The sequence below is a fragment of the Pseudomonas sp. H1_G08 genome, assembly GCF_054681355.1.
Map to the genome: position 1 here is coordinate 4,280,654 of NZ_CP162822.1, position 25,981 is coordinate 4,306,634.

At 61.1% G+C, this 25,981-nt stretch carries 22 protein-coding genes; 16 read left to right on the forward strand and 6 right to left on the reverse strand.

Annotation, left to right across the window (positions count from 1 at the left end; all coding sequences use genetic code 11):
• Positions 1 to 15: 15 nt before the first annotated feature.
• Both AB4N85_RS19470 and AB4N85_RS19475 read right to left on the reverse strand, forming a co-directional pair.
• Entirely contained in the window at positions 16 to 546 is a 531-nt protein-coding gene (locus AB4N85_RS19470) for a 4-vinyl reductase (RefSeq protein WP_039757633.1), read from the reverse strand.
• 105 nt (positions 547 to 651) lie between these two features.
• Positions 652 to 1,629, reverse strand: coding sequence for a dipeptidase (locus AB4N85_RS19475; protein ID WP_024014597.1), 978 nt, complete (start codon positions 1,627 to 1,629; stop codon positions 652 to 654).
• 231 nt (positions 1,630 to 1,860) lie between these two features.
• On the opposite strand from AB4N85_RS19475, the gene AB4N85_RS19480 reads away from it, so the two are divergent.
• Together AB4N85_RS19480 and AB4N85_RS19485 are read left to right on the forward strand one after the other, a co-directional pair.
• Complete coding sequence (locus tag AB4N85_RS19480) at positions 1,861 to 2,262, forward strand: lysozyme inhibitor LprI family protein (protein WP_236167684.1); 402 nt, start codon at positions 1,861 to 1,863, stop codon at positions 2,260 to 2,262.
• Between the two features lie 48 nt (positions 2,263 to 2,310).
• A complete protein-coding gene (locus tag AB4N85_RS19485) occupies positions 2,311 to 2,727 on the forward strand; it encodes a DUF3010 family protein (protein ID WP_016772815.1) in 417 nt (138 codons plus the stop codon).
• A 143-nt stretch (positions 2,728 to 2,870) separates the two neighbouring features.
• On the opposite strand, the gene AB4N85_RS19490 is transcribed toward AB4N85_RS19485, so the two are convergent.
• The gene (locus tag AB4N85_RS19490; RefSeq protein ID WP_041476759.1) at positions 2,871 to 3,815 is read right to left on the reverse strand and encodes a GlxA family transcriptional regulator; all 945 of its coding nucleotides are present in this window, start codon (positions 3,813 to 3,815) and stop codon (positions 2,871 to 2,873) included.
• A 191-nt stretch (positions 3,816 to 4,006) separates the two neighbouring features.
• Here AB4N85_RS19490 and AB4N85_RS19495 point away from each other — a divergent pair, with 191 nt between their 5' ends.
• The 6 genes from AB4N85_RS19495 to AB4N85_RS19520 all read left to right on the forward strand — a co-directional run bounded on the left by AB4N85_RS19495 (position 4,007) and on the right by AB4N85_RS19520 (position 9,481).
• Complete coding sequence (locus AB4N85_RS19495) at positions 4,007 to 4,951, forward strand: choline ABC transporter substrate-binding protein (protein ID WP_071173857.1); 945 nt, start codon at positions 4,007 to 4,009, stop codon at positions 4,949 to 4,951.
• Positions 4,952 to 5,057: 106 nt separating this feature from the next.
• Complete coding sequence (locus tag AB4N85_RS19500) at positions 5,058 to 5,945, forward strand: beta-keto acid cleavage family enzyme (protein WP_252868397.1); 888 nt, start codon at positions 5,058 to 5,060, stop codon at positions 5,943 to 5,945.
• Between the two features lie 133 nt (positions 5,946 to 6,078).
• Positions 6,079 to 7,044: an L-carnitine dehydrogenase gene (locus tag AB4N85_RS19505; RefSeq protein ID WP_150636865.1), complete on the forward strand. Its 966-nt coding sequence runs from the start codon at positions 6,079 to 6,081 to the stop codon at positions 7,042 to 7,044.
• 135 nt (positions 7,045 to 7,179) lie between these two features.
• The gene (locus AB4N85_RS19510; protein ID WP_122699698.1) at positions 7,180 to 7,656 is read left to right on the forward strand and encodes a thioesterase family protein; all 477 of its coding nucleotides are present in this window, start codon (positions 7,180 to 7,182) and stop codon (positions 7,654 to 7,656) included.
• A 26-nt stretch (positions 7,657 to 7,682) separates the two neighbouring features.
• Positions 7,683 to 8,846 carry a gamma-butyrobetaine dioxygenase gene (locus AB4N85_RS19515; protein WP_056786518.1) on the forward strand — a complete coding sequence of 388 codons (1,164 nt, stop codon included), beginning with the start codon at positions 7,683 to 7,685 and terminating at the stop codon, positions 8,844 to 8,846.
• Between the two features lie 371 nt (positions 8,847 to 9,217).
• Positions 9,218 to 9,481 carry a hypothetical protein gene (locus AB4N85_RS19520; RefSeq protein ID WP_008083190.1) on the forward strand — a complete coding sequence of 88 codons (264 nt, stop codon included), beginning with the start codon at positions 9,218 to 9,220 and terminating at the stop codon, positions 9,479 to 9,481.
• Positions 9,482 to 9,554: 73 nt separating this feature from the next.
• Here the strand turns inward: AB4N85_RS19520 and gbdR are convergent, their stop codons facing one another.
• A complete protein-coding gene (gene gbdR / locus AB4N85_RS19525; protein WP_007949927.1) occupies positions 9,555 to 10,658 on the reverse strand; it encodes a choline metabolism transcriptional regulator GbdR in 1,104 nt (367 codons plus the stop codon).
• A gap of 547 nt (positions 10,659 to 11,205) precedes the next feature.
• The gene (locus tag AB4N85_RS19530; protein WP_375122797.1) at positions 11,206 to 12,582 is read right to left on the reverse strand and encodes an L-serine ammonia-lyase; all 1,377 of its coding nucleotides are present in this window, start codon (positions 12,580 to 12,582) and stop codon (positions 11,206 to 11,208) included.
• Between the two features lie 435 nt (positions 12,583 to 13,017).
• On the opposite strand from AB4N85_RS19530, the gene AB4N85_RS19535 reads away from it, so the two are divergent.
• The 3 genes from AB4N85_RS19535 to choV all read left to right on the forward strand — a co-directional run bounded on the left by AB4N85_RS19535 (position 13,018) and on the right by choV (position 16,063).
• Entirely contained in the window at positions 13,018 to 13,965 is a 948-nt protein-coding gene (locus AB4N85_RS19535) for a choline ABC transporter substrate-binding protein (RefSeq protein WP_095181365.1), read from the forward strand.
• A gap of 77 nt (positions 13,966 to 14,042) precedes the next feature.
• A complete protein-coding gene (gene choW, locus AB4N85_RS19540; RefSeq protein ID WP_016772805.1) occupies positions 14,043 to 14,888 on the forward strand; it encodes a choline ABC transporter permease subunit in 846 nt (281 codons plus the stop codon).
• On the forward strand, positions 14,885 to 16,063 hold the full coding sequence (gene choV / locus AB4N85_RS19545; RefSeq protein WP_016772804.1) for a choline ABC transporter ATP-binding protein: 1,179 nt from the start codon (positions 14,885 to 14,887) through the stop codon (positions 16,061 to 16,063). Before choW ends, choV begins: the two co-directional genes overlap by 4 nt.
• Before the next feature lie 269 nt (positions 16,064 to 16,332).
• On the opposite strand, the gene AB4N85_RS19550 is transcribed toward choV, so the two are convergent.
• Positions 16,333 to 18,273, reverse strand: coding sequence for a BCCT family transporter (locus AB4N85_RS19550; RefSeq protein ID WP_223630511.1), 1,941 nt, complete (start codon positions 18,271 to 18,273; stop codon positions 16,333 to 16,335).
• Positions 18,274 to 18,759: 486 nt separating this feature from the next.
• Here AB4N85_RS19550 and betI point away from each other — a divergent pair, with 486 nt between their 5' ends.
• From betI to AB4N85_RS19575, 5 genes are all read left to right on the forward strand, one after another.
• Positions 18,760 to 19,353, forward strand: a complete 594-nt coding sequence (gene betI / locus AB4N85_RS19555) for a transcriptional regulator BetI (protein WP_041476768.1) — start codon at positions 18,760 to 18,762, stop codon at positions 19,351 to 19,353.
• An 88-nt stretch (positions 19,354 to 19,441) separates the two neighbouring features.
• Entirely contained in the window at positions 19,442 to 20,914 is a 1,473-nt protein-coding gene (betB, locus tag AB4N85_RS19560; RefSeq protein WP_252868398.1) for a betaine-aldehyde dehydrogenase, read from the forward strand.
• A gap of 180 nt (positions 20,915 to 21,094) precedes the next feature.
• Positions 21,095 to 22,798, forward strand: a complete 1,704-nt coding sequence (gene betA, locus AB4N85_RS19565) for a choline dehydrogenase (RefSeq protein ID WP_252868399.1) — start codon at positions 21,095 to 21,097, stop codon at positions 22,796 to 22,798.
• A 261-nt stretch (positions 22,799 to 23,059) separates the two neighbouring features.
• A complete protein-coding gene (locus AB4N85_RS19570) occupies positions 23,060 to 24,502 on the forward strand; it encodes a TldD/PmbA family protein (RefSeq protein WP_252868400.1) in 1,443 nt (480 codons plus the stop codon).
• Positions 24,502 to 25,839 carry a TldD/PmbA family protein gene (locus AB4N85_RS19575; protein WP_056786510.1) on the forward strand — a complete coding sequence of 446 codons (1,338 nt, stop codon included), beginning with the start codon at positions 24,502 to 24,504 and terminating at the stop codon, positions 25,837 to 25,839. Before AB4N85_RS19570 ends, AB4N85_RS19575 begins: the two co-directional genes overlap by 1 nt.
• Positions 25,840 to 25,981: the final 142 nt, after the last annotated feature.

Here is a 25,981-nt window from a genome sequence, read left to right on the forward strand (position 1 = left end):
GGCACGGTCCTCGGCTTACAACGGCTTGACGATGAACAGGCCGTCATCGTGGCCCTCTTCGGAGCCTCCGTAGACTTGTTCGGCCACAGTACGAATCTTGCTGCCACGGGCTTCGAGGATCTGATCCATGGCGCCGGCGAACCAGCCGGTGAACATGTAGTCGACCTTGCGCCCGACCTTGCCGTAGACATAGACAAACGCCGAGTGCTCGAGCTTGACGCTGGCGGTGCCCTTGTCGAGGTCGATGTCCTGGATCTTGAACAGGCCCCAGCCGCGCTGCGACAGGCGCTTCATGTAGTGCTCGAACACCGCAACGCCTTCCAGACCGTGGCATTCGGCTTCCTTTTCACACCAGTGCCAGGCGGATTTGTAGCCGGCCTTGTAGAGGATCTCGGCGTAGGCTTCAGCGCCGAGCACTTCCTCGATGCCCATGTGGTTGTTGACGAAAAAGTGACGCGGCACATACAGCATTGGCAGGGCGTCGGAGGTCCAGACACCGGTCTCGCTGTCGACTTCGATAGGCAATTGCGGGGCGATCTTGGCCATGGAAACTTAACTCCAGAAAAATGATGGTTCAGTGTTGGCCGCGGCCCTCACCCCAGCCCTCTCCCGCAGGAGAGGGGGCAGATCGGCGGCGGTCTTGAGAAAGCGTTATTCGCCCCAGACGTTCTTAAGGACGCTTACCCAGTTCTCACCCATGATCTTGCGCACCACACGCTCGGAATGGCCGCGCTTGAGCAGGGTTTCGGTGAGATTGGGGAATTCGCCGACTGTGCGGATGCCCAGCGGGTTGATGATCTTGCCGAAGCTGGTCAGGCGGCGGGCGTAGCCCTTGTCGTGGGTCAGGTATTCGAAGAAGTCCTGGCCGTGACCCTGAGTGAAATCGGTGCCGATACCGATGGCGTCTTCGCCGACGATGTTCATGGTGTATTCGATCGCTTCGGCGTAATCGTCGATGGTCGAATCGATGCCCTTGGCGAGGAACGGCGCGAACATGGTCACGCCGACGAAACCGCCGTGGTCGGCAATGAACTTCAACTCTGCATCGGATTTGTTGCGCGGGTGCTCTTTGAGACCCGACGGCAGGCAGTGCGAATAGCAGACCGGTTTTTTCGATTCGAGAATGACTTCTTCGGAGGTCTTGGAACCGACGTGGGACAGGTCGCACATGACGCCAACACGGTTCATTTCAGCCACAATTTCGCGACCGAAACCCGACAGGCCGCCGTCACGCTCGTAGCAACCGGTGCCGACCAGATTCTGGGTGTTGTAGCACATCTGTACGATGCCGACGCCGAGCTGCTTGAACACCTCGACATAGCCAATCTGGTCTTCAAAGGCATGGGCATTCTGGAAGCCGAAGAGGATGCCGGTCTTGCCCTGCTCCTTGGCGCGACGGATGTCGGCGGTGGTGCGCACCGGCATCACCAGGTCGCTGTTTTCGCGGATCAGTTTCTGGCTGGCAGCGATGTTGTTCACGGTCGCCTGAAAGCCTTCCCACACCGACACAGTGCAGTTGGCTGCCGTCAGACCGCCCTTGCGCATGTCTTCGAACAGCTCGCGGTTCCATTTGGCAATGATCAGACCGTCGATAACGATGCTGTCGGCGTGTAATTCGGCTGGGCTCATCAGGCGTCCCCTTATTGGCAATTCATGCGCCGAATCGTCTGCCGGCGCTTTGGGGCCAGCATATGCCTCGGTGCCGGGGCGACCGGGTGCAAAAACGACAGGGGAATTGCCGAAAGCGTCAATCCGCGACAAAGGGTCGTCAGCCGTCCTCATCGGCTGGCTGTTCAAGCCCGCGCGCTTGCGCCAGAATCTGCCGCAGCCTGCACCTACCAACGGATTAGAGCGACCCCAATGAAATCAATAATCCTCGCCCTGGCACTGATTGCGACCGGCGCCCACGCCGCCGAAGAATCCGAGAACAACCCGTGCGACGCGGTGGAAAACGACATCCAGACCCTGGAATGCTCCGCCTACAGCCGCAGCACCGCCGAAGACCTGCTCAAAGACAACTACGCCAGCCTCAACGAGCGCATGCAGGCCGCCTACGGCAAGAACCCGACGCAACTGGCCGACATCACCGCCAAACTGAAAACCGCCCAGCAGCAGTGGTTGAAGACGCGGGATGCGGATTGCGCGGTGGAAGCGTTCCCGTCCACGGCGGGGAGCAAGGCCTTCACCATTGCGCAGAATGACTGTGTCGCGCGGATGAGTGATGAACGGTCGGAGTTTTTGGAGTCGATTGGGCAGGAGTGAGTGTTTTGAGCTGTAAGCTGAACCTCTTAAGCCAGTCTAAGGATTCCCATGAACATCTGCGGCATTGAAATCAAAGGCAGCGAAGCGATCATCGCCGTTGCGGCGCTCGATGGTTCGACGTTGAGCCACGTCCCTCTCGCCACGAAGAAGATTGCTCTGGATGACGACGACGAGGCGGCGAACGTGCGGCGGTTCGCGGCGCAGGTGGCATCGTTTGTGCGGGAGAACTCGGTGGACCGGATTGCGATCAAGAAGCGCAGCAAAAAGGGCGAGTTTGCCGGTGGGCCGACGACGTTCAAGATCGAGGGCGTGTTTCAGTTGCTTGATGGTTGTGAGGTAACGCTGCTGTCGCCGCAGACGATCAATGCCCAGGCCAAGAAGCACAATTTCGAACTGCCCGGGACGTTGAACAAATATCAGCATGAGGCTTACAAGGCGGCGTGCTCGGCGTTGGTGAAGAAATAAGCCGATTCCCGAAATCACCTTGGAACCTTTGGGAGCGGGCTTGCCCGCGATGGCGGTGTGTCCGGCAATAACAATGTTGGATGTGCTGGCCTCATCGCGGGCAAGCCCGCTCTCACAGGGTTCTAGGGTGGTGCTGAAACCATTCACGCCTGCGCGGTACGCCGGTCTTCCCGGGGGCAGCGGGCGAAACGCGCGCGATAACTGCGGGTGAAATACGACGGCGATTCAAACCCGCAGGCAATGCTGACTTCGAGCACGCTCATGTCGGTCTGGCGCAGCAACTGCCGGGCCTTTTCCAGCCTTAACCGCAGATAGAAATTGCTCGGCGTATCGTTCAGATGCAGCCGGAACAAGCGCTCCAGTTGCCGCCGGGTCACCTTGATCGACTCCGCCAGTTGCAGCGTGGTCAGCGGTGGTTCGCTGTGCTGTTCCATCTCGCCGATCACCTGCACCAGTTTCTTGTTGCTGATGCCGTAACGCGTGGCGACTTCCATGCGCTGGTGATCCTTGCGCGGGCGGATGCGCCCGAGCACAAACTGCTCGCTGACCTGAATCGCCAGTTGCGGGCCGTGGGCCTGGGCGATCAGGTCGAGCATCAGATCAATCGAGGCCGTACCTCCCGCCGAGGTGATCCGCCGCCGGTCGATCTCGAACAGCTCCTGGGTGACGCTGAGCTGTGGATAAGATTCCTTGAAGGCATCGATCGCCTCCCAGTGCAGGGTCAGGCGATGGCCGTCGAGCAGGCCTGCTTCGGCAAGGACGAAGCTGCCGGTGTCGATCGCACCGAGGGTTACGCCGTCGTTGTCCAGCCTGCGCAACCAGTGCTCCAGCGTCGGCGTGATGAACTTCAGCGGTTCGAAGCCGGCCACCACCAGCAAGGTCGCGCCTTTCTTCAGCGGCTCCAGCGCTGCATCGGCGTTGACCGACATGCCGTTGCTCGCCAATACCGCGCCGCCATCGGCGCTGAGCACATGCCAGCGGTACAACTCGCCGCGAAAACGGTTGGCCACGCGCAACGGTTCGATCGCGGAAATAAAGCCGATGGCGGAGAACCCCGGCATCAGCAAAAAGTAGAAATCCTGGGACATGGGCGCACTCGGTTGGCGGGTCGCGTGGCTCGTTGATACGCCGATTATCGGCGGCGTTCAAGCGTGCAGGTCGCTACAGTGCAAATGCCAGTCGCCGCAGTGCGCTTTCACGGGTGCATAGCTGCGTAACTTGGCCTCACCGGCGCGCAGATGCCGGGAACGACAATAATCGAACTGCCGAGGAACCCGACATGAAACGACTGATCAGCAGCTGCGTTCTTGCACTCAGCGGTACCGCTTTTTTCAGCACCGGCGTGATGGCCGCCGAACCGGCCTCCTGCAAGAACGTACGCATGGGCGTGGTCAACTGGACTGACGTGATCGCCACCAGTGCCATGACCCAGGTCCTGCTCGACGGCCTCGGCTACAGCACCAAACAGACCAGCGCCTCCCAGCAGATCATCTTTGCCGGGATTCGCGATCAGCGCCTGGACCTGTTCCTCGGCTACTGGAACCCGCTGATGACGCAGACCATCACGCCGTTCGTCGAGGCCAATCAGGTGAAAGTGCTTGAAGCACCGAGTCTGAAAGATGCCCGCGCCACTCTCGCCGTGCCGACGTACCTGGCCGACAAGGGCCTGAAAACCTTTGCCGACATCGCCAAATTCGAGAAGGAATTGGGCGGCAAGATCTACGGCATCGAGCCAGGCTCGGGCGCCAACACGCAGATCAAAGCGATGATCGCCAAGAACCAGTTTGGTCTGGGCAAATTCCAGCTCGTCGAATCGAGCGAGGCCGGCATGCTCGCCGCCGTCGATCGCGCCGTGCGCCGCAAGGAAGCCGTAGTGTTCTTCGGCTGGGCGCCGCACCCGATGAACGTCAACATCCAGATGACCTATCTGACCGGCAGCGAAGACGCCCTCGGCCCGAACGAAGGCATGGCCACGGTTTGGACGGTCACCGCGCCGAAATACGCCGAGCAATGCCCGAACATCGGCCGCCTGCTGGCCAACCTGACTTTCACCGCCGAATCCGAGAGCCGGATGATGCAGCCGCTGCTCGATCACAAGGATGCCTTCGAGTCGGCGAAGCAGTGGCTCAAGGATCACCCCGAAGACAAACAGCGCTGGCTTGAAGGTGTGACGACTTTCGATGGCAAACCGGCTGCTGAAAACCTCCAGCTGACCAGCAAATAACCCTTTACTGAACCTCCCTCTCCCAGATGGGAGAGGCCACTGAAACACGCTTCGCAGCCCCGCCACGGGCTGCGGACAGACCCATCACGCCTGAAGGAAACGCATCATGAACCACGACGTCATCATCACCTGCGCACTCACCGGTGCTGGCGACACGACCGCCAAAAGTCCACACGTGCCGGTCACCCCGAAACAGATTGCCGCTGCCGCGGTGGAAGCGGCCAAGGCCGGCGCCACCGTCGTGCACTGCCATGTGCGCGACCCGCAGACCGGCAAGTTCAGCCGTGACGTGGCGCTGTACCGCGAAGTGATGGAGCGCATCCGCGAGGCGGACGTCGACATCATCGTCAACCTCACCGCCGGGATGGGCGGCGACCTGGAAATCGGCCCTGGCGAGAAACCGATGGAGTTCGGCCCGAACACCGATCTGGTCGGTCCGCTGACCCGTCTCGCCCACGTTGAAGAACTGCTGCCGGAAATCTGCACCCTCGATTGCGGCACGCTGAACTTCGGCGACGGCGACACCATTTACGTCTCTACCCCGGCGCAACTGCGCGCCGGCGCCAAGCGCATCACCGAGCTGGGCGTGAAGGCCGAACTGGAGATTTTCGACACCGGGCATCTGTGGTTCGCCAAGCAGATGATCAAGGAAGGCTTGCTCGACAACCCGCTGTTCCAGCTGTGCCTGGGCATCCCGTGGGGCGCACCGGCCGACACCACCACGATGAAAGCCATGGTCGACAACCTGCCCGCCGACGCGGTGTGGGCCGGCTTCGGCATCGGCCGCATGCAGATGCCGATGGCGGCGCAAGCGGTGCTGCTCGGCGGCAACGTGCGGGTCGGCCTGGAAGACAACCTGTGGCTGGACAAAGGTGTGCTGGCGACCAATGGCCAATTGGTTGAGCGCGCCACGGAGATCCTCAGCCGCCTCGGTGCCCGGGTGCTGACACCGGCAGAAGGCCGCCAGAAAATGGGCCTGACCCAGCGCGGCTGATCCATCACCCATTTCACCTGTAGGAGCTGCCGAAGGCTGCGATCTTTTGACTTTGATTTTTTAGAAGCAAGATCAAAAGATCGCAGCCTTCGGCAGCTCCTACAGGGCTCTTCGAACTCTTCAGGACATCACCATGCGCTTTATCACCGAAATCAAAACCTTCGCCGCTCTCGGTAGCGGTGTCATCGGCAGTGGCTGGGTCGCCCGTGCCCTCGCACACGGCCTCGACGTGGTGGCTTGGGACCCGGCGCCCGGCGCTGAGGCGGCATTGCGCCAACGCGTGGCCAATGCCTGGGGCGCGCTGGAGAAAAACGGCCTGGCGCCGGGTGCTTCGCAGGATCGTCTGCGCTTTGTCGCGACCATCGAGGAATGCGTGCGTGACGCCGACTTCATCCAGGAAAGCGCCCCGGAGCGGCTGGAACTGAAACTTGATCTGCACAGCAAAATCAGCGCCGCGGCCAAGCCCGATGCGCTGATCGGCTCCAGCACTTCAGGCCTGTTGCCCAGCGAGTTCTACGAGAGTTCGACGCACCCTGAACGCTGCGTGGTAGGCCACCCGTTCAACCCGGTTTATCTGTTGCCACTGGTGGAAGTGGTCGGCGGCAAAAATACCGCGCCGGAAGCGGTGCAAGCGGCGATGCAAGTCTACGAATCCCTCGGCATGCGCCCGTTGCATGTGCGCAAGGAAGTGCCGGGTTTCATCGCCGATCGCTTGCTTGAAGCGCTGTGGCGTGAGGCGTTGCACCTGGTCAACGACGGTGTCGCGACGACCGGCGAGATCGACGATGCAATCCGTTTTGGCGCTGGTCTGCGCTGGTCGTTCATGGGCACGTTCCTGACCTACACCCTGGCCGGCGGCGATGCCGGCATGCGCCACTTCATGTCGCAATTCGGTCCGGCGTTGCAGTTGCCGTGGACGTATCTGCCGGCACCGGAGCTGACCGACAAGCTGATCGATGACGTGGTCGATGGCACGACTGATCAGCTCGGTCGGCACAGCATTTCGGCGCTGGAGCGCTATCGTGATGATTGTTTGCTGGCGGTGCTTGAGGCGGTGAAGACCACCAAAGAGAAGCACGGAATGAGTTTCAGCGAATAATCCGCCACCTGATCGTTCCCACGCTCTGCGTGGGAATGCAGCCCGGGAACGCTCCGCGTCCCAGAAGCGTGACGCAGAGCGTCACAGGAGGCGTTACCACGCAGAGCGTGGGAACGATCGCCGCCAGGAGAAACCATGCCCCACCTCACCACCTACCAAACCACCATCATCCCCGACTGGGTCGACTACAACGGCCACCTGCGTGACGCCTTCTACCTGCTGATCTTCAGCTACGCCACCGACGCGCTGATGGACCGCCTCGGCATGGACAGCAGCAACCGCGAGGCCAGCGGCCACTCGCTGTTCACCCTCGAACTGCACCTCAATTATCTGCACGAAGTGAAACTCGACACCGAGGTGGAAGTGCGCACGCAAATCATCGGCCATGACAGCAAGCGCCTGCACCTCTATCACAGCCTGCACAAGGTCGGCGATGAGCAAGAGTTGGCCGGCAATGAACAGATGCTTTTGCACGTCGACCTCGCCGGCCCGCGCTCGGCACCGTTCAGCCCGGATACGTTGCATCGCCTGCAAGCAATCGTCGCCGATCAGACCGACCTGCCCGCTCCCGCTTACATCGGCCGCGTGATCGCGCTGCCACCCGCTCGGTAAATCCCCCCCATCGCCAAGGAGCCGCCATGAACACCGCCGTCGCTGTTGCCGATTTTCGTACTTATCCGTTGATCAGCGCGCTCGGTGGCGTGCAGCGTCTGGCGGATCGCGTTGTCATCGAATGGGCTGACGGTCGTGTCAGTCCGTTTCACCACTTATGGCTGCGCGACAATTGCCCATGTGATCAATGCGTCTACAGCGTCACTCGCGAACAGGTCTTCGAGAGCGTCGATGCCGCCGAGGATTTGCAACCGCTGGCCACGCGCATCGACACCGATGGCTGCCTGCGCATCGACTGGCAGGACGGTCACCTCAGCCGCTTCGATCCGGGCTGGCTGCGCGCACATGCCTATGACGATGAGTCCCGCGCCGAACGCCTGGCCGGCAAACCGCAGCCGCGTTTGTGGCACAGCGATCTGCAGTTGCCGGTGTTCGACTACATCGCGCTGATGAACGACAACGCCGCGCTGCTGCAATGGTTGCTCGCCGTGCGCGACATCGGCCTGACCCAAGTGCGCGGCGTGCCCACCGAGCCGGGCTCGCTGAAGCTCATCGCGCAGCGAATTTCCTTCATTCGCGAAAGCAATTTCGGCGTGCTGTTCAATGTGCAATCCAAAGCCGACGCCGACAGCAACGCCTACACCGCCTTCAACCTGCCATTGCACACGGATTTGCCGACTCGCGAGCTGCAACCGGGACTGCAATTTCTGCATTGCCTGGTGAATGATGCCGAGGGTGGCGAAAGTATTTTCGTCGATGGTTTTGCGATCGCCGACGCCTTGCGTCTGGAGGATCCGCAGCTGTTTGAGGCCCTGTGTGAAATACCCGTGGAGTTCCGCAACAAGGACCGGCACAGCGACTATCGCTGCCTGGCGCCGGTCATCGCTTTGGATGCGCTGGGCCGGGTGGCGGAGATTCGCATGGCCAACTTTCTGCGCGGGGCGTTCGATACGTCGGTGGCGCAGATGCCGTTGCTGTATCGCGCCTATCGGCGCTTGATTGCGATGACCCGCGAGCCGCGATTCCGGCTGATGCAGCGGCTCAAGCCGGGCGAGTTGTGGTGCTTTGACAACCGCCGCACGCTGCATGCGCGCAATGCCTTTGATCCAGCCACCGGGGCGCGACATTTTCAGGGCTGCTATGTCGACCGGGATGAGTTGTTGTCGCGGATTCTGGTGTTGCAACGTTGAACCGAGTCATCGTTCTTCGCGAGCAGGCTCGCTCCCACAGGGGTACGCATTCCAAAGTGGGAGCGAGCCTGCTCGCGAAAGCGTCAGCGGGAACAACTAATCTCTGACTGATTCACAAGCAAAAAAAACTCCGATCAAGCCGTGACAGGATCGGAGCTGAGGAGGGTACTGTTGAGGAGCTGCCAGGCGAGGGTGACCAAACCTTCGTGAAGCGAGCTGGCGCCAGTGTGCCTAGTCGACAATCCAGTCGGTTAGCCGAAAACGACCTGTTCATAGTCGTCCCGGCCACCGCGACAAAACGCCCTTGCCGCGTCCGGTCGGGGCCACCAGAATCGAGCCAAGACCTCCGTTGCCACAGAAGGATTTGCGTAATGATGTACGCCGATTTGATTGACCAGGAAGATCTGTTGGGCCAGCTCAAGGCCTTGGGTATTCAGGTGCCGAGCGGTACCACCGCCGAGCAGGCCTGTGAGTGCGCGGTGCGTGGCCTGGATAATGTTCGCGCATTCGAACTGCGCAAGATGGTCAAGGACATGTACACCAGCGGCGCCAGCATTCAGCCGGCGGTGCGTCAGGCGATCGACAAACAGTTGTTGCCGGCCCTTGCGGATTACCAGCAGTCCCACAGCGCCTGAGAAACCCCTTCGCGAGCAGGCTCGCTCCCACCTGATCGTTCCCACGCTCTGCGTGGGAACGATCAGACTCGGTCTACAGCCTTACGCTGGCAAACGTCGACTCATTGCGCGCCTGACTCAACGCTGACATCGGCCCCGACAGCGGCGACATCACGATGGCCTGCGGCAGCGGCAGCATGGCTACCTGCTGGGTGGTGTTGGAGCCCACGCGCTCGTCACGTGGCGGAATGCCGAAGTACTCGCGATAGCACTTGGAGAAGTGCGGCGTGGAGACGAAACCACACACCGACGCCACCTCGATGATCGACATCGGCGTCTGCTTGAGCAGTTGCCGGGCGCGGATCAGGCGCAGCTTCAGGTAGTAGCGCGATGGGGAGCAGTGCAGGTACTTCTGGAACAACCGCTCCAGCTGTCGACGCGACACCGCGACATACACTGCCAGCTCATCAAGGTCGATCGGCTCTTCCAGATTGGCTTCCATCAACGCGACGATTTCCTGCAGCTTCGGCTGGTTGGTGCCGAGCATGTGCTTGAGCGGCACACGCTGGTGATCCTGTTCGTTGCGAATGCGCTCGTAGACGAACATTTCCGAGATCGCTGCCGACAGTTCACGACCGTGATCGCGGCTGATCAGGTGCAGCATCATGTCCAGCGGCGCGGTCCCGCCGGAACTGGTAAAGCGGTTACGGTCGAGGGTGAACAGTCGTGTGCTCATGGCCACGCGCGGGAAAGCTTCCTGCATCGCCGCCAGACATTCCCAGTGCACGCTGCAATCGAAGCCATCGAGCAGACCGGCGCAGGCCAGCGCCCAACTGCCGGTGCACACCGCGCCCAGGCGCTTGGACTGGCGCGCCTGACTTTGCAGCCAAGAGACGTGTTCACGGGTCACGGTGCGTTGAATGCCGATGCCGCCGCAGACAATTACAGTGTCCAGAGGCGGTGCTTTGTGCATGGAGGCGTCGGGAGTGATCTGCAGACCGTCACTGGCCCAGACCTGGCCGCCATCGACGGTGAGGGTGCTCCAGCGATACAGCTCGCGACCGGACAACTGGTTGGCCATGCGCAGCGGCTCAACGGCGGACGCCAGGGAAATCAGCGTGAAATTGTCCAGCAGCAGAAAGCCGATGGATTGAGGCGCACGGTTCTGGGGTTGGGCCCCGGAGTTGAACGACGTCATCGCGGTATCTCCTCACACAAAGCGGGTGGCGGCCTCAGGCGGAGGCTCTTGTTATTGCCCGCGTCTCACAGAGAAAGCAGGCTTTGTTATGACAGAGCAATTGCCGTGCCTGAAATTGGACGGTCATTCAATAACTCCTGAAAACGACCTCGCGACGCGTCTATACGAGACCTCGGAACACGCCATTTCGAAGTGCCATCAGATGCCGCGAGAGCCCTGCCGCGCAGCCCGTGAGCAGATCGGTAGCACTTGTGGGAACTGGCCTGCAGAGGATTTGCACAGAGTGTCACCGCAAGCACGGGCGACGGACGGTCAGGTAACGACTGACGAGTCACGACTGACAATGACGCTTGTCTGATTGCGACGCGCCAAAAGGTGGCGTGGCTGGATTGGGGTGTTCTTTTGTTGAGCAGTTTTGACTGGTCTGGCGCCTTCGCGAGCAGGCTCGCTCCCACATTGGAATCTGGGGTCCACAAATATTGTGTTCACTGGAGATCTATTGTGGGAGCGAGCCTGCTCGCGAAGCATTCACCCCGGTGTGGCTGGCTCAGCACTCAACAGCACTGACCGCCAAGCCACCGCGCGAAGTTTCTTTATATTTGTCATGCATATCGGCGCCGGTATCACGCATGGTGCGGATCACCCGGTCCAGCGAGATAAAGTGCTGACCGTCGCCACGCAGAGCCATTTGCGCCGCGTTGATCGCTTTCACTGCGGCAATCGCATTGCGCTCGATACACGGCACCTGCACCAGGCCACCGACCGGATCGCAGGTCAGGCCCAGATTGTGCTCCAGGCCGATTTCCGCCGCGTTGCACAATTGCTCGGGCGTGGCGCCGAGAATCTCCGCCAGCCCTGCCGCCGCCATCGCGCAAGCCGAACCGACCTCGCCCTGGCAACCGACCTCGGCCCCAGAGATCGACGCATTCTTCTTGCACAAAATGCCGACTGCCGCCGCGCCGAGGAAATAGTCGACGACGTTGGCGTCGGTGACCGCTTCGCTGAATTTCATGAAGTAGTGCAGCACCGCCGGGATGATCCCCGCCGCGCCGTTGGTCGGTGCAGTGACCATACGCCCGCCAGCGGCATTCTCTTCATTGACGGCCAGGGCGAACAGGTTGACCCACTCCATGGCGCTCAGGGTCGAGCCGATGACGTTCGGTTTGTTCAGCTCTTGCAGGCTGCGGTGCAACTTCGCCGCACGCCGCCGCACGTTCAAGCCGCCGGGCAGAATGCCTTCGTGCTTGAGGCCCTGCTCGACGCAATCCTGCATCGCCCGCCACAGTTTCATCAGCCCGGCGCGGATCTCTTCTTCGCTGCGCCAGACCTTTTCATTGGCCATCATCAGCTCGGCGACGCGCAGGTTGTGTTTTTTGCACAACTGCAGCAGCTCGACCGCACTGGAGAAATCGTAGGGCAATTCGGTGCGATCCAGATCGACCACACCGCTGGCCGCTTGCGCCTCATCAACGACGAAGCCGCCGCCGACTGAATAGTAGGTGTCACGATGCAGCTCACCGAATTCGCCTTCGGCCACCAGGGTCATGGCGTTGGGATGGAATGGCAGGTTTTCGTCGATCAGGCGCATGTCCCGCGCCCACACAAACGGCACAGCCAGACGGCCATCCAATAAAAGCGTATGGGTTTCGCGCAGCGCCTGAATGCGCGGGCCGATCTGCGCCGGGTCGATTGCGTCCGGCCACTCGCCCATCAGGCCCATGATCACCGCGTTGTCGCTGCCGTGGCCGATGCCGGTGGCCGATAGCGATCCGAACAACTGCACCTCGATGCGCCGCACCTGCTCCAGTTGATGCTTGCCGCGCAGCGACTCGACAAATAGTGCGGCGGCGCGCATCGGGCCGACGGTGTGGGAACTGGAAGGGCCGATGCCGATTTTGAACAGGTCGAAAACGCTGATAGCCATTGCTGCGAAGCTCCTGAGAATACCGGTCCGGGCGGCAAAAGCGCCCGCTGGCGGAGCTGCTACGCTCAAGCTGCGATCCGCCGAATGCCGGCATCATCGGGCTTTTGTCGGCGCGCACGGCGTCTGACACCGACGCAGTCATGTCCAGCAGCGTCGTCACGTTTTCGCCCCGCAAATACGCCGTTTTTATGCAGTCGAGCAGGTCATCGGGGGCGGAAAAAAGCTGTAAGCGACGTCACCGACACTGGAAGCGACCATCCCTGTACTGGATACGACCCTCCCTGTAGGCGTCAGATTTTCACTGGTACATGATCGGGATGACTCGATTGCAAGGCGCTGCGGTAGAGCTGTCTCAAAAACGCCACCAACCGCAACCCATAAGTGCGGTGGTCCACAGTCGGAACACTGCCAAAAAAAACACCAAGGAGTCCATCCATGAAAGGTTCCCCGTCGTTGTTGTTGGCCGCCCTGCTGAGTCTGCCGTTACTGGCGCAAGCCGCAGAACCGGCACAGTGCAGCCTCGTTAACTTCTCCGATGTCGGCTGGACCGACATCACCGCAACCACCGCCACCACTTCCGTTGTTCTCAACGCCCTCGGCTACAAGACCAAGACCACCATGATCTCCGTGCCCGTGACCTACAAGTCGTTGGCCGACGGCAAGAACATGGACGTGTTTCTCGGTAACTGGATGCCGACCATGGAGAACGACATCAAGCCGTATCGCGATGCCGGCACCGTCGACACTGTGCGCACCAACCTAAAGGGTGCCAAATACACCCTCGCCGTGCCGCAAGCCTTGTACGACAAAGGCCTGCATGATTTCGCCGACATCGCCAAATTCAAGAAAGAGCTCGACGGCAAGATCTACGGCATCGAGCCGGGCAACGACGGCAACCGGCTGATCCAGAGCATGATCGACAAGGACGCCTTCGGCCTGAAAACCGCTGGCTTCAAGATCGTCGAATCCTCCGAGGCCGGCATGCTCTCGCAAGTCGACCGGGCGCAGAAGCGCGACACCGCCGTGGTCTTCCTCGGCTGGGCGCCGCACCCGATGAACAAGCGCTTCAAGATTCAATACCTGACCGGCGGCGACGACTTCTTCGGCCCCGATTTCGGCGCAGCCACCGTGGCGACCAACACCCGCAAGGGTTACGCCGAAGAATGCAGCAACGTCGGTCAGCTGTTGAAAAACCTGGAGTTCACCGTCGACATGGAAAGTGAACTGATGGGCAACATCCTCGACGACAAGATGAAGCCTGACGCGGCCGCCAAGGCCTGGCTGAAAAAGAATCCACAGGTGCTCGAAACCTGGCTCGCTGGCGTGACCACCATTGACGGTAAACCAGGCCTGGAGGCCGTGAAAGCCAAGCTCGCGCCTTGATTTGAGGGGCACCGCTTATGCCGGGCAGGCGTGCCTGCCCGGGCTGTTAATTTCCTTGCATGCGGACGTTCACTACCATGCTGATTGATCAGAAAATACCTTTAGGCCAGTACATCGCGGGCTTCGTCGAATGGTTGACGCAACACGGCGCCAACACCTTCGACGCAATCGCCGTGACACTGGAAACGATGATCCACGGCGTGACGTTTGCGCTGACCTGGTTCAACCCACTGGTGCTGATTGGCCTGATTGCCATCATTGCCCATCTGATTCAACGCAAGTGGGGCCTGACCGCGTTCGTGGTTGCCTCGTTCCTGCTGATCCTCAACCTGGGGTACTGGCAGGAAACCATGGAAACCCTCGCCCAGGTGCTGTTCGCCACCCTGGTCTGCGTGTTGATCGGCGTGCCGCTGGGCATCGTCGCCGCGCACAAACCGATGTTCTACACCATGATGCGGCCGGTGCTCGATCTGATGCAGACCGTGCCGACCTTCGTTTACCTCATTCCTACCCTGACCCTCTTCGGGCTGGGTGTGGTACCGGGCCTGATCTCCACGGTGGTCTTCGCCATCGCGGCGCCGATCCGCCTGACCTACCTGGGCATCCGTGATGTCCCGCAAGAACTGATGGACGCCGGCAAGGCCTTCGGCTGCTCGCGTCGCCAATTGCTCTCAAGGATCGAACTGCCGCACGCCATGCCGAGCATCGCGGCGGGCATCACCCAGTGCATCATGCTGTCGCTGTCGATGGTGGTGATCGCGGCACTGGTCGGCGCCGACGGACTCGGCAAACCGGTGGTCAACGCACTGAACACTGCTGATATTGCGCTGGGCTTCGAAGCAGGCCTGGCAATCGTACTGCTGGCGATCATGCTCGACCGTATCTGCAAACAACCCGACGCCAAAGTAGGGGGTGACGCATGAGCATAATTCGCTTCGAAGACGTCGACGTAATCTTCTCCAAGGACCCGCGCGAGGCACTCAAGCTGCTCGATCAGGGCATGACCCGCAACGAGATCCTGAAGAAAACCGGGCAGATCGTCGGCGTGGAAAAAGCCACGCTGGACATCAACAAGGGCGAGATCTGCGTGCTGATGGGCCTGTCCGGCTCGGGCAAGTCGAGCCTGCTGCGCTGCATCAACGGCCTCAACACCGTGAGCCGCGGCAAGCTGTTCGTCGAGCATGAAAACCGCCAGATCGACATCGCGTCCTGCACGCCCGCCGAGCTGAAAATGATGCGCACCAAGCGCATTGCGATGGTGTTCCAGAAGTTTGCCCTGATGCCCTGGCTGACGGTGCGCGAGAACATCAGTTTCGGCCTGGAGATGCAGGGCCGACCGGAGAAGGAACGCAAGAAACTGGTCGACGAGAAACTCGAACTGGTCGGCCTGACCCAATGGCGCAACAAGAAGCCTGATGAGCTATCCGGCGGCATGCAGCAGCGCGTCGGCCTCGCCCGCGCGCTGGCGATGGACGCCGACATTCTGCTGATGGACGAACCGTTCTCGGCCCTCGACCCGTTGATCCGCCAGGGTCTGCAGGATGAACTGCTGGAACTGCAACGCAAGCTGAGCAAGACCATCGTGTTTGTGAGCCACGACCTCGATGAAGCACTCAAATTGGGTAGCCGCATCGCGATCATGAAGGACGGTCGGATCATCCAGTACAGCGTGCCGGAGGAAATCGTGCTCAACCCGGCGGACGACTATGTGCGCACCTTCGTCGCCCACACCAATCCGCTCAACGTGCTCTGCGGCCGCAGCCTGATGCGCACGCTGGACAAGTGCAAACGCATCAACGGCTCGGTGTGCCTCGATCCGGGCGGCGACTCGTGGCTGGACCTGGCCGAAGGCAACACCATCAAAGGCGCACGGCAGAACGGCTCGGTGCTGAACCTGCAGAACTGGGCACCGGGGCAAGCGGTGGAAGGCCTGGAGCGCAAACCGACGCTGGTGGACTCGAACATCGGCATGCGTGACGCGCTGCAGATCCGTTATCAGACCGGCAACAAGCTGGTGCTGCACGATAACAATCATGTGGTGGGGATTCTCGGCGACAGCGAGTTGTATCACGCGTTGCTGGGCAAGAATCTGGGGTAATGCGCCAGGTGGGATAAAAAAAGGGATCGCGGTGAGCGATCCCTTTTTGTTGGGTCAGGAATAGCCCCTCACCCTAGCCCTCTCCCAGAGGGAGAGGGGACCGATCGGGGGATGCTGCAGATCTGCACCGACCTGATCTTGCTTTACCGAATCCATAATCGACTCGATCTTTCAGGTCAATGTACAACGCCAGACACCTCAGTCGGCTCCCTCTCCCTACGGGCGGTCCGACGTTTCGGGAGGGCTGGGGTGAGGGTCAGCTTTTGACTTTAGCTATAAACCCGCCCCAACAACTGCCGATGGCTTTCAAACTGATCGAGCACATCCCGGGTAATCTGCTCCGGGGTGAAGCCCATCAAGTCATAGTCCTGACTGCCATTGTGCAGATACACCTCAGCGCGGTAATAACGCTGACGCGCTTCATCGGACTGCGCCGATTCGGTCGGGGTCGCCAGATAACCATCCAGGCTCACTTCGTAAACGAAAGGGTTGCCCTCTTCCATCTCGACCCGCACGCCCATGCAACGCTTGGCCTTGCCCAGCAGCGTCTGCACTTCAATGCCCTGATTGCGCAATTGCGCCGCTGCATCTTCCAGCGCCGGAGTGACGTGCTTGTCCATGAAGCGCTGCACCACCGATTGGCTCGGCTGCAGATCCAGTTGCGTCAGGCGCTCGCTGAAACCACGGCGTCCGCGCTCGGCCAGTTGCGCTTGCTCCTGTTCGATCTGCACGTCCTGGCGCATCGCCTTGTGCAGGCCGAACATGAAGCAGATCAGCACCACCGAGAACGGCAGGCCGGCCAGCACGACCATGGTCTGCATGGCTTCGAAGTTGCCGGCGAACAGCAGGCCGATGGTCACCAGCGTGATCACCACCGACCAGAAGATCCGCAGCCAGTGCGGCGCGTCTTCATCGACGTTGCCGCCCTTGCAGGAAAGATTCGCCATCATCACCGCGCCGGAGTCGGCCGGGGTCAGGAACAGCACGAAGCCGACAAAGATCGACACCCCGATGACGACTTTCGACGCCGGATAATGCTCAAGCAACTGATAGATCGCCATCGACGGCTGTTCCAGCGCCGTCTTGCCCAGCTCCACCGCGCCCTGATTCATCACCAGATCCAGCGCCGAGTTGCCGAAGATCGACAGCCACGCCAAGGTGAAGCCCAGCGGAATCAGCAGCACGCCAGCGACCAGTTCACGCACGCTGCGGCCACGGGAAATCCGCGCAATGAACATGCCCACGAATGGCGCCCAGGAAATCCACCAGGCCCAGTAGAACAGCGTCCACAGGCCCAGCCAGCGGTCGGACTTGGCGCTGTCGCCTTCATAGACGTAAAGGTCGAAGGTCTTCAGCACCACGCCGTTGAGATAGTCGCCAATGTTCTGCACGAAGCCGTTGAGCAGGTGCAGGGTCGGGCCGAACAGCAGGACGAAAATCAGCAGGCCGCTGAACAGCACGATGTTCAGGTTGGACAGACGACGGATGCCGTTTTCCACACCGGACACAGCGGCGATGGTCGCTACGGTGCTCATGACGATGATGACGATCAGCAGGTTGGTGTTGCTGTGCTCCATGCCGAACAGGTTTTCCAGCCCGGACGACACTTGCAGCGAGCCAATCCCCAGGTTGGTCACCAGGCCCAGCAGCGTTACGAACATGCCGAAGCCGTCCACCGCGTGACCGGCCGCGCCCTTGACCCAACGCTCGCCGACCAATGGATACAGCGCCGAACGCAACGCCAGCGGCTGGTTATGCCGATAGGCGAAATACGCCACGGCCAGGCCGACCAGTGCGTAGATCGCCCAGCCGTGCAGGCCCCAGTGCAGGAAAGTCAGTTGCACCGCCTGCCGCGCCGCCATATTCGTCGCCGAGGTGCCTTCCGGCGGATTGAAGTAGTGATCAAGCGGCTCGGACGCGCCGAAGTACAGCAGCGAAATGCCGATGCCCGACGAGAACAGCATCCCCGCCCAGGCGCCGTAGCTGAAATCCGGGGTGTCGTCCTTGCTGCCCAGTTTGAGTTTGCCGTACGAGGAAAACGCCAGACCGACCACGAACACCAGGTAGGCGGCGATCACCACCATGTAGTACCAGCCGAAGCTGCGCGACAACCAGGCCTGGGCCATGCCCAACATTCTGCCGGCCTCTTGCGGGGCGATGATCAGAATGGCGGTCAACAACAGAATCAGCGCGGTCGAGGTGTAGAACACCCAACCGTTGACCGTCACCTTCTCGGGCGGGGTCTTTATTAGCGAGGCAGAACTCATGGCACAAATGCTCCAGGCAGTGCGAGAGAAGAACACAAGGCATCACGGAACCCGACCAATCGGTTAGTTGGCAGCCGACCGGCGGGTGATATAAAGACACTCCGAAAAAAGCCCGAACCTGCCGAAATGGCGTTGCGTATTCGCTTTCGTGGCCAGAGGCGACGGACGTTCATCCGAAACCTGGCCCCGAGCGTCTTGCCCTTTCAACACGTCCATCGAATCGCGAACCGCGCCATGCCCCGCGCAGGTTTCGAGCCGTTTCAGGTGTCGGTTTTTATCGTCATTACACGTAGGAATTTTCTGTAGGCAGCGACGAATTGTCGCAGATCTTATTCTTTGTTGATTGAACGTTCAATCAAAACAAAATAGACTGGCCCTCAATCCGATCGGCGTCATTCGCCTCTCGGAAGGCCTAAGGAGATGTGCAAGATGCCCAAGGTCGGTATGCAACCCATCCGCCGCCAACAATTGATCGAAGCCACTTTGCAAGCGGTCGATCAGGTCGGAATGGGGGACGCCAGCATTGCGCTGATCGCCCGTTTGGCCGGTGTCTCGAATGGCATCATCAGTCATTACTTTCAGGACAAGAACGGCCTGATCGCCGCCACGATGCGGTACCTGATGACCGCCCTCAGCGAGAGCGTCACCGCGCGCCGTCAGGCGCTGGCAGATGACAACCCACGGGCGCATCTGCAGGTGATCATCGAAGGCAACTTCGACGCCAGCCAGGTCAATGGCCCGGCAATGAAAACCTGGTTGGCCTTCTGGGCCACCAGCATGCACCAGCCGTCTTTGCACAGGTTGCAGCGGATCAACGATCACCGTCTGTATTCCAACCTGTGCTGCCAGTTCCGCCGTGTGCTGCCGCTCGAAGATGCGCGCAGCGCCGCCCGGGGTCTGGCAGCGTTGATTGACGGCTTGTGGTTGCGCGGCGCGCTGTCGGGAGACGCTTTCGACACGGCGCAGGCGCAACAGATCGCTTACGAATACATGGATTTCCAATTGGCCAAGAAGGTGAGCTAGAGCACACAGAAAATGCTCGGCCCCTGAACTCCACCGCAGCGTCATCGCGGTGGTCAACGCCAACCACCAATGCACTTGCGAGGACACTATGGCCCGTTTCGAACTGCAAAAACTCTACATCGATGGCGCGTACACCGACGCCGGCAGCGACGCCACCTTCGAAGCCATCAACCCGGCGAACGGTGAAGTCCTCGCACTGGTGCAACGTGCGACCAAAGACGACGTCGAGCGCGCCGTGGTCAGCGCCGAAAAGGGCCAGAAAATCTGGACCGCGATGACCGCCATGGAGCGTTCGCGCATCCTGCGTCGCGCCGTTGACATCCTGCGCGAGCGCAACGATGAGCTGGCTGCGCTGGAAACCCTGGACACCGGCAAATCCTTCTCCGAAACCAAGTACGTCGACATCGTCACCGGCGCCGACGTGCTGGAATACTACGCAGGCCTGGTGCCCGCCATAGAAGGCGAGCAGATTCCGCTGCGTGACACCTCTTTCGTTTACACCCGTCGCGAGCCGCTGGGCGTGGTCGCCGGTATCGGCGCGTGGAACTACCCGATCCAGATCGCGCTGTGGAAATCCGCTCCAGCCCTGGCGGCCGGTAACGCGATGATCTTCAAGCCAAGCGAAGTCACCTCGCTGACCACCCTGAAACTGGCCGAGATCTACACCGAAGCCGGCGTACCGAACGGCGTGTTCAACGTGCTGACCGGCAGCGGCCGCGAAGTCGGCACCTGGCTGACCGAGCACCCGCGCATCGAGAAAATCTCCTTCACCGGTGGCACCGACACTGGCAAGAAAGTCATGGCCAGCGCCTCGGCTTCGTCGCTCAAAGACGTGACCATGGAACTGGGCGGCAAGTCGCCGCTGATCATCTGCGACGACGCCGACCTCGATCGCGCCGCCGACACGGCGATGATGGCCAACTTCTACAGCTCCGGTCAGGTCTGCACCAACGGCACTCGCGTATTCGTACCGGCGCATCTGAAAGCCGCGTTCGAGGCCAAGATCGTTGAGCGCGTTGCGCGCATCCGCGTCGGCAACCCGGAAGACGAAAACACCAATTTCGGCCCGCTGGTCAGCTTTGCCCACATGGAAAGCGTGCTGGCCTACATCGAAAAAGGTAAGGAACAAGGTGCCCGCGTCCTGTGCGGCGGTGGTCGCCTGACCGACGGCGAATTCGCCAAAGGCGCGTTCGTTGCGCCAACCGTGTTCACCGACTGCACCGACGACATGACCATCGTCCGCGAAGAAATCTTCGGTCCGGTCATGGCGATCCTCTCCTACGAAACCGAAGAAGAAGTGATCCGCCGCGCCAACGACACCGACTTCGGCCTGGCTGCCGGTATCGTCACCAAAGACCTGAACCGCGCCCACCGCGTGATTCATCAACTGGAAGCCGGTATCTGCTGGATCAACGCCTGGGGCGAGTCCGACGCAAAAATGCCGGTCGGCGGCTACAAGCAGTCGGGTGTGGGCCGTGAGAACGGGATCAGCTCGCTGAACAACTTCACGCGCATCAAATCGGTACAGGTCGAGCTGGGCGATTACGTTTCGGTGTTCTAAGACCCGAGATTTGCATTGCTCGCGAAGGCCTCTTCGCGGGCAAGCCCGCTCCCACAGGTTTGGAGTCGTCCACCCAATTTGTGGCAGCCCCCAATCCCTGTGGGAGCTGGCTTGCCAGCGATTCGAGTGCACAGCACTCGCCAAGGTCCGACCTGACCACTATCAAAGAGGGTGCATTCAATGTCCCAAGAATTCGACTACATCATCATCGGTGCCGGCTCGGCCGGTAACACCCTGGCGACCCGTCTGACTGAAGACGAAGGCGTCACCGTTCTGCTGCTCGAAGCCGGGGGGCCGGACTACCGCCTCGACTTCCGTACCCAGATGCCCGCCGCGCTGGCGTTCCCGCTGCAGGGTCGTCGCTACAACTGGGCCTACGAAACCGATCCAGAGCCACACATGGACGGTCGCCGGATGGAATGCGGTCGCGGCAAGGGCCTTGGCGGCTCTTCGCTGATCAACGGCATGTGCTACATCCGTGGCAACGCGATGGACTACGACGGCTGGGCGAAACTGCCGGGCCTGGAAGACTGGTCGTACCTCGATTGCCTGCCGTATTTCCGCAAAGCCGAAACCCGCGACATCGGCCCGAACGATTACCACGGTGGCGACGGCCCGGTCAGCGTGACCACGCCGAAAGCCGGCAACAACCCGCTGTTCCACGCCATGGTTGAAGCTGGCGTGCAGGCCGGTTACCCGCGTACCGAAGACCTCAACGGTTACCAGCAGGAAGGCTTCGGCCCGATGGACCGCACCGTGACGCCGAACGGCCGCCGTGCATCCACCGCCCGTGGCTACCTCGACATCGCCAAAAAACGTTCGACCCTGACCATCGTCACCCACGCCCTGACCGACAAGATTCTCTTTGAAGGCAAGCGTGCGGTCGGCGTGCGTTACCTGATCGGCGACGCTGAAGAACGTGTTGAAGCCAAGGCGCGCAAGGAAGTCCTGCTGTGCTCCGGCGCCATCGCTTCGCCGCAGATTCTGCAGCGCTCCGGTGTCGGCCCGGCGAAACTGCTGGAAAGCCTCGACATCCCGGTGGTCCACGATCTGCCGGGCGTCGGTGAAAACCTGCAGGATCACCTCGAGCTGTACCTGCAATACGCCTGCACCCAACCGGTTTCGCTGTACCCGTCACTGCTCTGGTACAACCAGCCAGCGATCGGTGCCGAGTGGCTGTTCAACGGCACCGGCATCGGCGCCAGCAACCAGTTCGAGGCCGGCGGTTTTATCCGTTCGCGTCCGGAATTCGAATGGCCGAACATCCAGTACCACTTCCTGCCGGTGGCGATTAACTACAACGGCAGCAACGGTGTGAAAGAGCACGGTTTCCAGGCGCACATGGGCTCCATGCGCTCGCCAAGCCGTGGCCGCATCCAGGTCAAATCCAAGGATCCGCGCCAGCACCCGAGCATCCTCTTCAACTACATGGCCACCGAGCAGGACTGGCAGGAATTCCGCGATGGCATCCGCCTGACCCGCGAGATCATGCAGCAGCCGGCCCTCGACGCGTTCCGTGGCCGCGAAATCAGCCCGGGCATCGAAGTGCAAACCGATGAGCAGCTCGACAAGTTCATCCGCGAGCACGCCGAAACCGCGTTCCACCCGTCCTGCTCGTGCAAGATGGGCACCGACGAGATGGCCGTGGTCGATGGCGAAGGTCGTGTGCATGGCATGCAGAGCCTGCGCGTGGTCGATGCCTCGATCATGCCGATCATCACCACCGGCAACCTCAACGCGCCGACGATCATGATGGCCGAGAAAATCGCCGATAAGATCCGTGGCCGCAAGCCGCTGCCGCGTAGCACCGCTGCTTATTACGTCGCGAACGGCGCACCGGTCAAAGGCAAGCCGATGCGGGATATCACCCCGGTTACGCAGTAAGTCGTAGTACCGAGGCGCCGCCTTCGCGAGCAGGCTCGCTCCCACACTGGATCTGTGGCATTCACAAATCCCCTGTGGGAGCGAGCCTGCTCGCGAAGAGGCCCTCACAGCAACACACACTTCCCCGCTGCACAGTAAATCCCCCTACACCCCCTCTTCACTTGATCCTACCCCCACGCAGGCCTACTCTAGACCTCGCGCAACCGTTTCACCCCTCCCCGCTGTCGCCATGCCGCTACTCCATTACAAGGAGGTTCCCGAATGTTCGATTTCCACCCCCAGCTCAAGCAGCGCTTTGCTGCCTTGCGCACGGGCGCTGAATTTTTTTCCCTGCGGTATGTGCGCGAGTCCGGGCAGTTTCTGTCGGTGCGCAAGAACGTCGCCGAACCGCCTAGCCTGAGTCGCGATGAAGGGGCGATGCTCACCGTCCGGGTCAATGGCGTCGAAGCCTATGCGGCGACCAATGACCTCTCGCAACAAGGCCTGCAAGCCGCTCTCGAGCGCGCTGAGCAACAGGCCCGCCGGCTCAAGCCGCACGCCTTGCTCGATCTGCGCGAGCAGCCGCTTTCCAGCGATCGCGCTGATTATTTTTCACCCAATCTCGAACAGCCCTTCCCGTCCCTGAGCGAATGCTTCGATCTGCTCGGCGCGGAATCCGCCTCGGTGCCCAAGGATGAACGCCTGGTCAATTGGCAGGTGAGCATCGGCATCACTAACGTCGAGCAGATCTACCTGAGCAGCGCCGGCGCCGAATTGCGTCAGGCCCAGCGCTTTGTCTATCCGAGCCTCGACGTCACCGCCTACGACGGCAACGACAGCCAGACCCGCAGCCTCGGCCGCGAGAACTTCGGCCAGCAGGGTGGCGCCGACGTCATCAGCCGTTGCGGCCTGGTCGGTGCCGGTCCGCAAGTCGCCGATCAGGCCCTGCAATTGCTGCTCGCGCCGAACACCCCGCAAGGCCGGCGCGACCTGCTGCTGATGCCCGATCAGATGATGCTGCAGATCCACGAGTCCATCGGTCATCCGCTGGAGCTCGACCGCATCCTCGGCGATGAGCGCAATTACGCCGGCACCAGTTTCGTCAAGACCAGCGATTTCGGCAGCCTGCAATACGGCTCGAATTTGCTCAACGTGACTTTCGACCCCGGCATCCCGGAAGAACTCGCCAGCTACGGCCATGACGACGACGGCACTGCGGCGAGCAAACAATTCCTGATTCGCGACGGCCTGTTGCTGCGGCCACTAGGCGGAGCGCTGTCGCAATATCGCGCCGGCCTCGATGGCGTTGCCAACAGCCGCGCCTGCGGTTGGAACCGGCCGCCGATCGACCGCATGGCCAACCTCAACATCGAGCCGGGTGATCAAACGCTGGAGCAGATGATCGGCGGTATCGAGCACGGCATTCTGATGAGCACCAACCGTTCGTGGTCGATCGACGATGCGCGCAACAAATTCCAGTTCGGCTGCGAATGGGGCCAGTTGATCGAGAATGGTGAACTGAAAGGCGTGGTAAAAAACCCCAACTACCGGGCGATTTCCGCGCACTTCTGGAAGAGCCTGCGCGCCGTCGGCGATGCCAGCACCGTCAAGGTGCTGGGCACGCCGAACTGCGGCAAGGGCGAACCGAACCAGGTGATTCGCGTCGGCCATGCTTCGCCGGCCTGCGTATTCAGCAACATTGATGTGTTTGGGGGAGACGCCTGATGAGCATTTCGAAGCGTCAGTCCGACGCCTTCAAGGTCATGGTCAACTGGCTGCGCGACAGCGTGCGCGAGCCGGAACAGTTCACGCTCAGCTACGCCGCCGAAGCCTCGGCGTTCGTGCGCTTCAATCACGCCAAGGTGCGCCAGGCCGGGCAAGTGCAGCAGGCCAATGTCGGCCTGAAACTGATCAACGACGGTCGCCACGCCGACCTGCAGATCACCTTGTCCGGGGATCAGGAAGCCGATCTGCAACGGCTCGCCGAAGGCCTGCAACAATTGCGCGAAACCTTGCCGCTGCTGCCGCAGGACCCGTACTTGCTGCTCAATCACAACAGCTGGCAGAGCACGCACGTACAAGCGCATCCGCTGCCGGACACCGAAGATGTCGTCGGGCAAATCTGCGCCGCCGCTGAAGGTCTCGATCTGGTCGGTTTTTATGCTGCCGGTCCGATCAGCCGTGGCTTTGCCAGCTCCGCTGGCGCGTTCGGCTGGCATGAAGCCAACAGCTTCAATTTCGACTTCAGCCTGTTCCACGAAAACGGCGAAGCGGTGAAGGCCAGCTATGCCGGCCACGATTGGAGCGACGAGGGCTTCGCCCGGCGTTTCGCCCAGGCACGCGAACAGCTTGAGTTTCTCGGCCGACCGTTACGCACCCTGGCACCGGGGCAGTACCGCGCCTATCTGGCACCGGCGGCACTGGAAGAAATCATGGGCATGCTCAGTTGGGGCGGGTTCTCGGCGCAGTCGATCGCCAGCAAGAGCAGCCCGTTGCAGAAGCTCTACGTCGGCGATCAGGCGTTCAGCCCGTTGCTGTCGCTGGATGAAAAAGTCAGCGAGTCCCTGAGCCCGGCGTTTTCCGCCGAGGGTTATCCGCGCAGCGATCTGCGTCTGATCATCGAAGGCAAGGCCGGCGATCAACTGGTCGGCTCGCGCAGCGCCGCCGAATATGGTCTGGCGGCGAACGGTGCGGGCGGCGGCGAGATGCCCAGTGCGTTGAACATGGCCGCCGGTGATCTGTCGCAGCAAGAGATCCTCAAGCAGTTGGGCACCGGGCTGTATATCAGCAACCTGTGGTATCTGAACTACTCGGATCAACCGGCGGCGCGCATGACCGGCATGACCCGTTTCGCGACCTTCTGGGTCGAGAACGGCGAAATCCAGGCGCCGGTCAGCACCATGCGCTTCGACGACAGCGCCTACAACCTGCTCGGTTCGCAGTTGGAAGCGTTGACCACCGAGCGTGAGCTGCTGCTCTCGGCGAGTACGTACAGCCAGCGCAATACCTCGTCATCGCTGTTGCCGGGGGCGCTGGTCAGCCGACTCACGCTGACGCTGTAAATGCAAAACCTGTGGGAGCGAGCCTGCTCGCGAAAGCGGTAGATCAATCGACATCAATGTTGAATGAAATGGCCTCTTCGCGAGCAGGCTCGCTCCCACACTGACCGCGCTCGACTCTGAATATGCACTGACACAAGAGGTT

What these genes read in the sequence shown, in the direction of transcription:
- AB4N85_RS19470 (WP_039757633.1), bottom strand. Translation starts at nt 546, where the DNA reads ATGGCCAAGATCGCCCCGCAATTGCCTATCGAAGTCGACAGCGAGACC.
- AB4N85_RS19475 (WP_024014597.1), bottom strand. Translation starts at nt 1,629, where the DNA reads ATGAGCCCAGCCGAATTACACGCCGACAGCATCGTTATCGACGGTCTG.
- AB4N85_RS19480 (WP_236167684.1), top strand. Translation starts at nt 1,861, where the DNA reads ATGAAATCAATAATCCTCGCCCTGGCACTGATTGCGACCGGCGCCCAC.
- AB4N85_RS19485 (WP_016772815.1), top strand. Translation starts at nt 2,311, where the DNA reads ATGAACATCTGCGGCATTGAAATCAAAGGCAGCGAAGCGATCATCGCC.
- AB4N85_RS19490 (WP_041476759.1), bottom strand. Translation starts at nt 3,815, where the DNA reads ATGTCCCAGGATTTCTACTTTTTGCTGATGCCGGGGTTCTCCGCCATC.
- AB4N85_RS19495 (WP_071173857.1), top strand. Translation starts at nt 4,007, where the DNA reads ATGAAACGACTGATCAGCAGCTGCGTTCTTGCACTCAGCGGTACCGCT.
- AB4N85_RS19500 (WP_252868397.1), top strand. Translation starts at nt 5,058, where the DNA reads ATGAACCACGACGTCATCATCACCTGCGCACTCACCGGTGCTGGCGAC.
- AB4N85_RS19505 (WP_150636865.1), top strand. Translation starts at nt 6,079, where the DNA reads ATGCGCTTTATCACCGAAATCAAAACCTTCGCCGCTCTCGGTAGCGGT.
- AB4N85_RS19510 (WP_122699698.1), top strand. Translation starts at nt 7,180, where the DNA reads ATGCCCCACCTCACCACCTACCAAACCACCATCATCCCCGACTGGGTC.
- AB4N85_RS19515 (WP_056786518.1), top strand. Translation starts at nt 7,683, where the DNA reads ATGAACACCGCCGTCGCTGTTGCCGATTTTCGTACTTATCCGTTGATC.
- AB4N85_RS19520 (WP_008083190.1), top strand. Translation starts at nt 9,218, where the DNA reads ATGATGTACGCCGATTTGATTGACCAGGAAGATCTGTTGGGCCAGCTC.
- gbdR (WP_007949927.1), bottom strand. Translation starts at nt 10,658, where the DNA reads ATGACGTCGTTCAACTCCGGGGCCCAACCCCAGAACCGTGCGCCTCAA.
- AB4N85_RS19530 (WP_375122797.1), bottom strand. Translation starts at nt 12,582, where the DNA reads ATGGCTATCAGCGTTTTCGACCTGTTCAAAATCGGCATCGGCCCTTCC.
- AB4N85_RS19535 (WP_095181365.1), top strand. Translation starts at nt 13,018, where the DNA reads ATGAAAGGTTCCCCGTCGTTGTTGTTGGCCGCCCTGCTGAGTCTGCCG.
- choW (WP_016772805.1), top strand. Translation starts at nt 14,043, where the DNA reads ATGCTGATTGATCAGAAAATACCTTTAGGCCAGTACATCGCGGGCTTC.
- choV (WP_016772804.1), top strand. Translation starts at nt 14,885, where the DNA reads ATGAGCATAATTCGCTTCGAAGACGTCGACGTAATCTTCTCCAAGGAC.
- betI (WP_041476768.1), top strand. Translation starts at nt 18,760, where the DNA reads ATGCCCAAGGTCGGTATGCAACCCATCCGCCGCCAACAATTGATCGAA.
- betB (WP_252868398.1), top strand. Translation starts at nt 19,442, where the DNA reads ATGGCCCGTTTCGAACTGCAAAAACTCTACATCGATGGCGCGTACACC.
- betA (WP_252868399.1), top strand. Translation starts at nt 21,095, where the DNA reads ATGTCCCAAGAATTCGACTACATCATCATCGGTGCCGGCTCGGCCGGT.
- AB4N85_RS19570 (WP_252868400.1), top strand. Translation starts at nt 23,060, where the DNA reads ATGTTCGATTTCCACCCCCAGCTCAAGCAGCGCTTTGCTGCCTTGCGC.
- AB4N85_RS19575 (WP_056786510.1), top strand. Translation starts at nt 24,502, where the DNA reads ATGAGCATTTCGAAGCGTCAGTCCGACGCCTTCAAGGTCATGGTCAAC.